The organism is Alicyclobacillus contaminans DSM 17975, from assembly GCF_000429525.1.
GTDB classification, from domain to species: Bacteria; Bacillota; Bacilli; order Alicyclobacillales; family Alicyclobacillaceae; genus Alicyclobacillus_A; species Alicyclobacillus_A contaminans.
Genome location: NZ_AUCA01000077.1, coordinates 1 through 6,739, shown reverse-complemented (window position 1 = coordinate 6,739; position 6,739 = coordinate 1). Strand labels below are relative to the sequence as shown.

Annotated in this window: 5 protein-coding genes and 1 pseudogene; 2 read left to right on the top strand and 4 right to left on the bottom strand. The window is 48.0% G+C overall.

Features of this window, described 5'->3' with window-relative positions:
• Positions 1-39: 39 nt before the first annotated feature.
• The 4 genes from G463_RS22580 to G463_RS22575 form a co-directional block, all read right to left on the bottom strand.
• A complete protein-coding gene (locus G463_RS22580) occupies positions 40-1,128 on the bottom strand; it encodes an MFS transporter (RefSeq protein ID WP_169725501.1) in 1,089 nt (362 codons plus the stop codon).
• Between the two features lie 304 nt (positions 1,129-1,432).
• A complete protein-coding gene (locus G463_RS0116725) occupies positions 1,433-3,481 on the bottom strand; it encodes a molybdopterin-containing oxidoreductase family protein (protein ID WP_026976057.1) in 2,049 nt (682 codons plus the stop codon).
• Positions 3,482-3,643: 162 nt separating this feature from the next.
• A complete protein-coding gene (locus tag G463_RS0116720) occupies positions 3,644-3,955 on the bottom strand; it encodes a UPF0236 family transposase-like protein (protein WP_026976056.1) in 312 nt (103 codons plus the stop codon).
• A 12-nt stretch (positions 3,956-3,967) separates the two neighbouring features.
• Positions 3,968-4,300 (bottom strand): UPF0236 family transposase-like protein, encoded by a 333-nt coding sequence (locus G463_RS22575; protein ID WP_084171852.1) that lies wholly within the window; start codon positions 4,298-4,300, stop codon positions 3,968-3,970.
• 554 nt (positions 4,301-4,854) lie between these two features.
• Here G463_RS22575 and pabB point away from each other — a divergent pair.
• Positions 4,855-6,426, top strand: coding sequence for an aminodeoxychorismate synthase component I (pabB, locus tag G463_RS21115; RefSeq protein WP_051322401.1), 1,572 nt, complete (start codon positions 4,855-4,857; stop codon positions 6,424-6,426).
• A 111-nt stretch (positions 6,427-6,537) separates the two neighbouring features.
• Positions 6,538-6,739, top strand: a pseudogene (locus tag G463_RS23365) (hypothetical protein); the annotation flags it as partial.

The following is a 6,739-nucleotide window of genomic DNA, read 5'->3' as shown; positions in this document are numbered from 1 at the left end:
ACGCAGCGTGAGACGGTTTTTATCTGAATTGTAAATCTATCATCTCTTTCTTAAAAGCCATCCCATCTGTCTTGACAATGTGGGGTTCAATACGCCATGATACTCGCTAGGTATGTTCATCATTGTAAGAGAATTGTTCGCCGCGTTTCCTATCCCGGCACTAACAGTCCCTATGGCGAGAAAGACAGCTGCCAACCAAATATCCGGAGACCTACTTACAAGTAGATGACATATCCCTTCTATTACTACAGCAAATATCGTCGTCTCCCTAATCCGCTTTGAAAAGTTGAAACCGACCAATCCACTAACAAAGAAACCAAGACCCAGTGCACCGTAGAGTACCCCAATTCCTTCATTGCCCTGATGAAACACACGAAACCCATAAATGCTTAAAAGCACATTAATGGCTCCACCCCCCATTGGCCAAAGCACTGATTGTAAGGCCAAGATTTGGATTAAACGCGAACATCTTAATAGCTCTACAAATGAAGATTGTCTCTCCGATTCTACATCCGCTACCCGGTTGACGTTCGAATCCTGAGTTCGGTAGTCCGGAAATTTTATGGTACAACAGATAAGACCAGACAGCAGAAATGATGCTGCATTAAAGACGAACGCAATATCTTGGCCAAAAATCGCTGTTACAACCCCTCCGATACCAGAGCCAATAGCCGTGACAATTCCAGATAAAGATTGTTCAACGGAATTGGCGAGAACCACGTTTTTAGAACTGACCAATTGCGGAATACACGCCGTCCTCGCCGGAGTAAAAAGTGTTGAAAATATAACGAGGATAAAACTCGCTACATAGACAATCCAGATTTCCGAATTTGAACGAACAAATATAAAACTCACTGCGACAAGGGCTCGTCCAAAATCAGAAATTAATAAGATTGTCTTTCTACTAATCCTGTCGGCTAAGATTCCTGCGATCGGCCCCAACAGAAGCTGTGGAAGTATACGGATCGCTAAAACCAGACCAACGGCCAATCCGGTACCGGTTAAATGCAATAGCAAACTCAATATTGCAACATTATTAAAAGTGTCTCCCGTACCACTTATGAGACTCGCCAAGAGGAGCTTTCGATAAGATATTTCAGTTTGCAAGAGTAAAAGTATTGAACGCACAGAATTCCTCCATACCTCTTCATTGAGGCGTTGAAAGTTTGGTGGCTTTAGAAGCAGCATCCTGGATATCTGTTTTTGCTTGTCCTAGAGCGTTGAAAACAAGATTTCTTGTTACAGCTTCTACTCTAACCTCCAGTTCTCGCAAAAAGGGAATCTGCCCTTAAGCGCAACAAGGGGTGCCCATGTCTTTCTGTCGCATCAGCCCGCGTTAGTTCAAGAAGAACAGCCTATAACATTCCATAGCACAAAAGAAAAAGCCCGCCAAAAAACGATATTCATCCCTTGGCGGGCTGACGATTACAAATTATGTGAGACTTACAACTTCAACCCGAGTGGAAAAGAATGTTGCACCACCTCCCATATCGGCCAATCTCTGTGACGTGAGTACATTTACAGACTGGTAACCAAGTACGTCGTCGTCCCACCACAGCCCCTGTGAAATTACAAGACCAGGCTGGACGTCCGGAGTTATATCAGCTCGGAGAACGATTGATCCCCGGTCGTTAAAAATTTTAACGAGCTGTCCTTGCTCTATTCCGCGTTTCAGAGCATCCACTGGGTGAATCTGGAGGACAGGACGTCGCTCTGCCGCCATTAACGCAGGAACGTTTGCTCCCGTCGAGTTCAAAAAGTGATGATTGGGTGGTGTTGTAAAATACAGCGGGTAGGACGTGTCTTCTGACAGCTCCACATGTGTGGGCAGCGGAGACATCCCTGCACGCTTGATGCTCTCCGAGTACAAGGCGATCTTTTTCCCGGTCGGAGTAGGTGATCCTGCCTCGCGAAGTTCTGTCTCTGAAGGTCCCCCCAGCTTCACCCATCCCTTCTCACGTAAGGACTGGAGCGATATACCGCGCAAATATGGATTGTGCTCATTTTGAAGGGCAGTCTCAATCATGTCTTCTTCCGTATCGTTAAAGCAAGGATCGGTAAAGCCCATCACCTTTGCCAGTTCTTTAAACAGCGTAAAATTCGACTTACACTCTCCAAGAGGTGGAATCACCGGTTCATGCAACTGGAGATACAAGTGCCAGTAGGATTTGTATAAATCAAGATTTTCAAAGTGACTGGTTGCAGGCAATACGAGATCGGCATATTTACAGGTGTCCGTAAGAAAGAGGTCGTGAACAACGGTGAACAGGTCCTCTCTCAATAGCCCCTGCCGTACTTTGTTTTGGTCAGGCGCAACCTGCGCTGGGTTTGAGTTATAGACAAAAAGCACCTTGACTGGACGTGCTGTTTCAAGCAGGGCGTCTCCCAGTCGGTTCATGTTGATGGAACGCGGCAAGGGATTGGGCATCAAATCCGGCCTCTGAAGCCCTCGTGTATTCAAAGTGGCGTAATAGCTGTTCCCTTTTACTGCCCCTCCTCCACGGATTCCCCATTGTCCGGTGAGAGCCGGCAGGCACGCAATCGAGCGTACAATCATGCCACCATTGTCATGATGCTGAAGACCGTTGCCAATTCGAATAAACGAAGGTGTCGTTGTTCCGTACAAATGCGCAAGGGAGCGGAGATCTTCCACAGATACACCGGTAATTGCCGAAACCTTCTCTGGAGTGTATTCGGACACATGACGTTTTAGCTCGGCGTAGCCTTCGGTGTACTGCTTTACAAAGTCTTCTTGAACAAGATGATCACGGATGAGAATGTGCATGATGCCTAGCGCTAATGCTGCATCGGTTCCAGGGCGGACTTGAATAAACCAATCTGCCCACTTGGCAGAGCGGTTGTTGTGGACGTCAATGACAACAATTTTGGCACCGCGCTTGCGAGCTTCGTTCGCTAACAGCATTTGATGCATGTTCGTGCTCACAACGTTACATCCCCAGATGAGAATGAGTTTTGAGTAGATTGTGTCTTCTGGATCGATTCCGGCGTTGGCGCCCATCGTATAGGTAAATCCTGCAGAGCCAGCTGCGTTGCAAATCGTTCGCTCGAGCCGGCTGGCCCCGAGGCGGTGAAAGAATCGCCGGTCCATTCCTTCCGCGTTTAAAACCCCCATATTTCCATAAAAACTATAGGGAAGAATTGATTCCGCACCATGCGTTTCAATCGCAGATTGGAATTGGCGTTTCATTTCGTCGTATGCTTCGCTCCAAGATATGCGTTCAAACTGCAAAGAACCTTTTGGTCCCGTTCGTCGCAAAGGATAGAGAAGGCGGTCTTTATGATATACCCGCTCTGGAAACCTGCGAACTTTATGGCAGATGGCACCTTTTGTAACAGGGTGGTCGGGATGACCTGTGACCCGCTCGATTTTCCCGTCCTCAACATCAACCAAGAGGCTGCAGGTGTCCGGACAATCGAGGGGACAGACAGATCTTACACGTCTCACAGCACATTTCCTCACTTTCAGAACAACTGAATATACAAATTATACTCAATGAGATTGAACTCTTCTGCCCTTTTCGTTCAACAAGAGGATATTTCCTTCCTGTTTATCACGGATTTAGACCAATAAAAGTTGCCGTCCTTTTCACGCGTTAACACTTGATCGCTATGTCGCGACGTATCAACGATCCATACCTCGTGCTTCCCATAGGAACGAGTTGTGATATAGGTACCCTCTCAGCTGCCGCACGCGCTCTTTCACCGGGCCTCGGCTGCGACGCTCCACATTCATCAGTACTCGGTCAATCCGTTCCCATTCCCCAGCTTCCAGGCCCTCGCATACCTCGCGGTAAGCCGCATCCTCCGGTCTTAAGGCCTGCAGCAGCGCTTTACGTAAGTGATACGGGTCCAACCGGTGCTTAGCGCCGGGTAACATGTCCAATCCCTGCTTTGCCCACGCAGCCCCGTCCGTACCCAGCCAGCAGCCGTTCACTCCGCTCCAGTCTCAGGTGTGGCCAAACTGCACCACGGTCTGTTCCCAGAACTCTTGGCCCTCGGACACACCAGCCGCAATCCGGCGTCCCATCAGTTCACGCCGCCCTTTTGCCACCTCGCGCTTCCCCTCATACGCCACCACCCCCCGGTGATAGGGCATCTCCACCGCCAACGCAACCGCCTTCTCCCGCAACCGAGGGGATACTCGCTGCCGCGGCGTGAGACCTAAGTGCTCGTCCAGCAAACAACATCCCTGGCCGGTTTGTCGATCCCTGTAGTACCGCCTCCAAAACGTCACCTCTCCCACAGTGGTCACAATCGTACGCTGTTTCCGGTGGACCAAAAGTTAGATATTGCCGATTGAAGGTCAGCCATCAGCTGCAGGAAAACATTCAAGGCGTGTCGAATCGGGAACATAGAGACCTCACTCCTTTTACCGCGCTGCAACGCGGTTGTTTTGGGTGTTGTAGTGAGGTCTCTTCTATTTTTTGCCTTCCCCCTTCCTTTCGGGGAAAAGTCCCTACTGAAACTTTACACGCTCCAATTGACCCTTTTACTTGCGTTGAGCCGACCATATCACCGGAGGACTCTGGGCCACGAACGTCGAAGGAGAAGGTGCAGTGACCTCTCGGGTTAAGCCGCCCACATGGCTTGGGGTCCGATTTTTCGTGAACCGATATTATAGTATTGAGGTGAGCTTAATAATAGGCAGTGCACCATAAACTGTTGTTGATCTTTTCTGCTTGTTTGTCGGCCTATGGACTACTCGCCAGAATGCGGAGTAGCAACATCGAATCCTCGTCATTGACGTGGATTTCTGGACACAGGAAGAATTTCCCTCATTCGTACTGAAAGCATTTTAATAGTATATTTAACTAACAGGTGGAATATATAGGTATGCATAAAGAAACCCCATCACCACTCCTCATTTTTGATTTTGTAGATAAGCATGGACGTGCTCAACGGCGGATATTTAGTAATCCCATGGAAGTGATTTCGGCGAATTCCGTTGTCGAAGTTCACCCTGCACTAAGAAAAATTCAGAGGATGGTCAGCCAAGGATATTTTGCTGCAGGGTATATATCTTATGAGGCGGCACCTGCCTTCGATCCGGCGTTCAGGGTATGCTCGCATCAAAAAATGCCATTGCTATGGTTTGGGATATTTGCAAAGCCGGATACTGGTTCTGATTTGTGCTGGGAAGAGAACTATACGATTTCGTCTTGGGAATCAGATACCACTCGAAAACAGTACGTCGAAAATATTCAAAAAATAAAGCGTGCTATATCTCAGGGAGAAACTTATCAAGTCAATTATACGATGAGACTCCGCTCCCGATTTGAGGGCGATGACTTAGGATATTACCACCGCTTAAGACGTGCCCAACGGACCGATTATTCCGCCTATTTGAACATTGGTCGCTTCCGGATTCTATCGGTTTCGCCAGAATTGTTCTTCAAGTTGGACGGAAACACAGTCATAACTCGTCCCATGAAGGGAACCATGCCACGTGGAAGATGGCTAGAAGAGGATCAAGAGCTTGCTTCTAGACTCTCTGCTTCCCAAAAGAACCAAGCAGAGAATGTGATGATCGTGGATTTACTGCGCAATGACTTATCCAAGATTCCCGGTGTGACTTCCGTGCAGGTTCCTCGGCTATTTGAAATTGAAACCTATCCCACTGTACATCAAATGACCTCTACCGTTACGGCGACAGTCAGAGAAACTCCGACCTTTATTGATGTGCTTCAGGCTTTGTTTCCATGCGGCTCAATTACAGGTGCACCCAAAATTAGCACCATGGGTCTCATATCCGATCTTGAACAAAATCCAAGAGAAATTTACTGTGGAACGATCGGAATCATTGAGCCAAATGGAGATGCCATGTTTAATGTTGCCATACGTTCCGTCCTTATCGACGGAGAAACAGGACTCGCAGAGTATGGTGTAGGTGGAGGTATTACGTGGGATTCAACTACAGATGGTGAATATACAGAGGCATTCACAAAAGCTGCGTTTTTGGAGGTATCAGACGTATCATTCGAGTTGCTGGAAACATTGAAATTGGAACACGGAGAGTACGCATTGTTGCATCGCCACTTGAGCAGATTAGCCTCGTCAGCAAGGTTTTTCGATATCCCGATTGACCTTGACATGATCATCGATAGACTACAGGAACATGCCAGTCAGTTCGAGGGTATGAGACGCCGAGTTCGCCTTCTCGTGTCGCGGACTGGTGAAGTTCGGATCGAGAGTACAGCCCTAAACGATCTTTCGTGCGGTGTGCAGACAGTTGCACTGGCCGACACGCCTGTTTCCAAAGAGGATCGGTTTTTCTACCACAAAACTACGCGTCGGGATGTTTATAAACACCACCAAAATGAGCATCCGAACGTTTTTGACGTATTGCTTTGGAATGAGGATGGTCAAATTACTGACTCAAGTTTCGCACCCGGTCTGAGTCAATAAATCCTTGGTGCGACTGGGATTTCAGGCGCTGAAAAGGCAAAAACACCCTCATTTTCTGGTAGACTGAAGTTGACGAGACAACAATCTACAGAGAAGAGGATGTTTTCCCTTATGGTACGTGAACCTCAACACCAAGATCAACTCCAATCCATGGTTTTTGCCTTTTTCAAGGAGTACAGGATAGCAAGACTCCTGAAGCAGTCGAATGTCACCAAGCAAGCTGGTATTGCTGTTCTGGATGTGTTCCGAGCTATATTCAGTCTCGTATTCACTCAGCGAAGCCTGAACCGTTGGCTAAAGCAGTCAGGCGGAG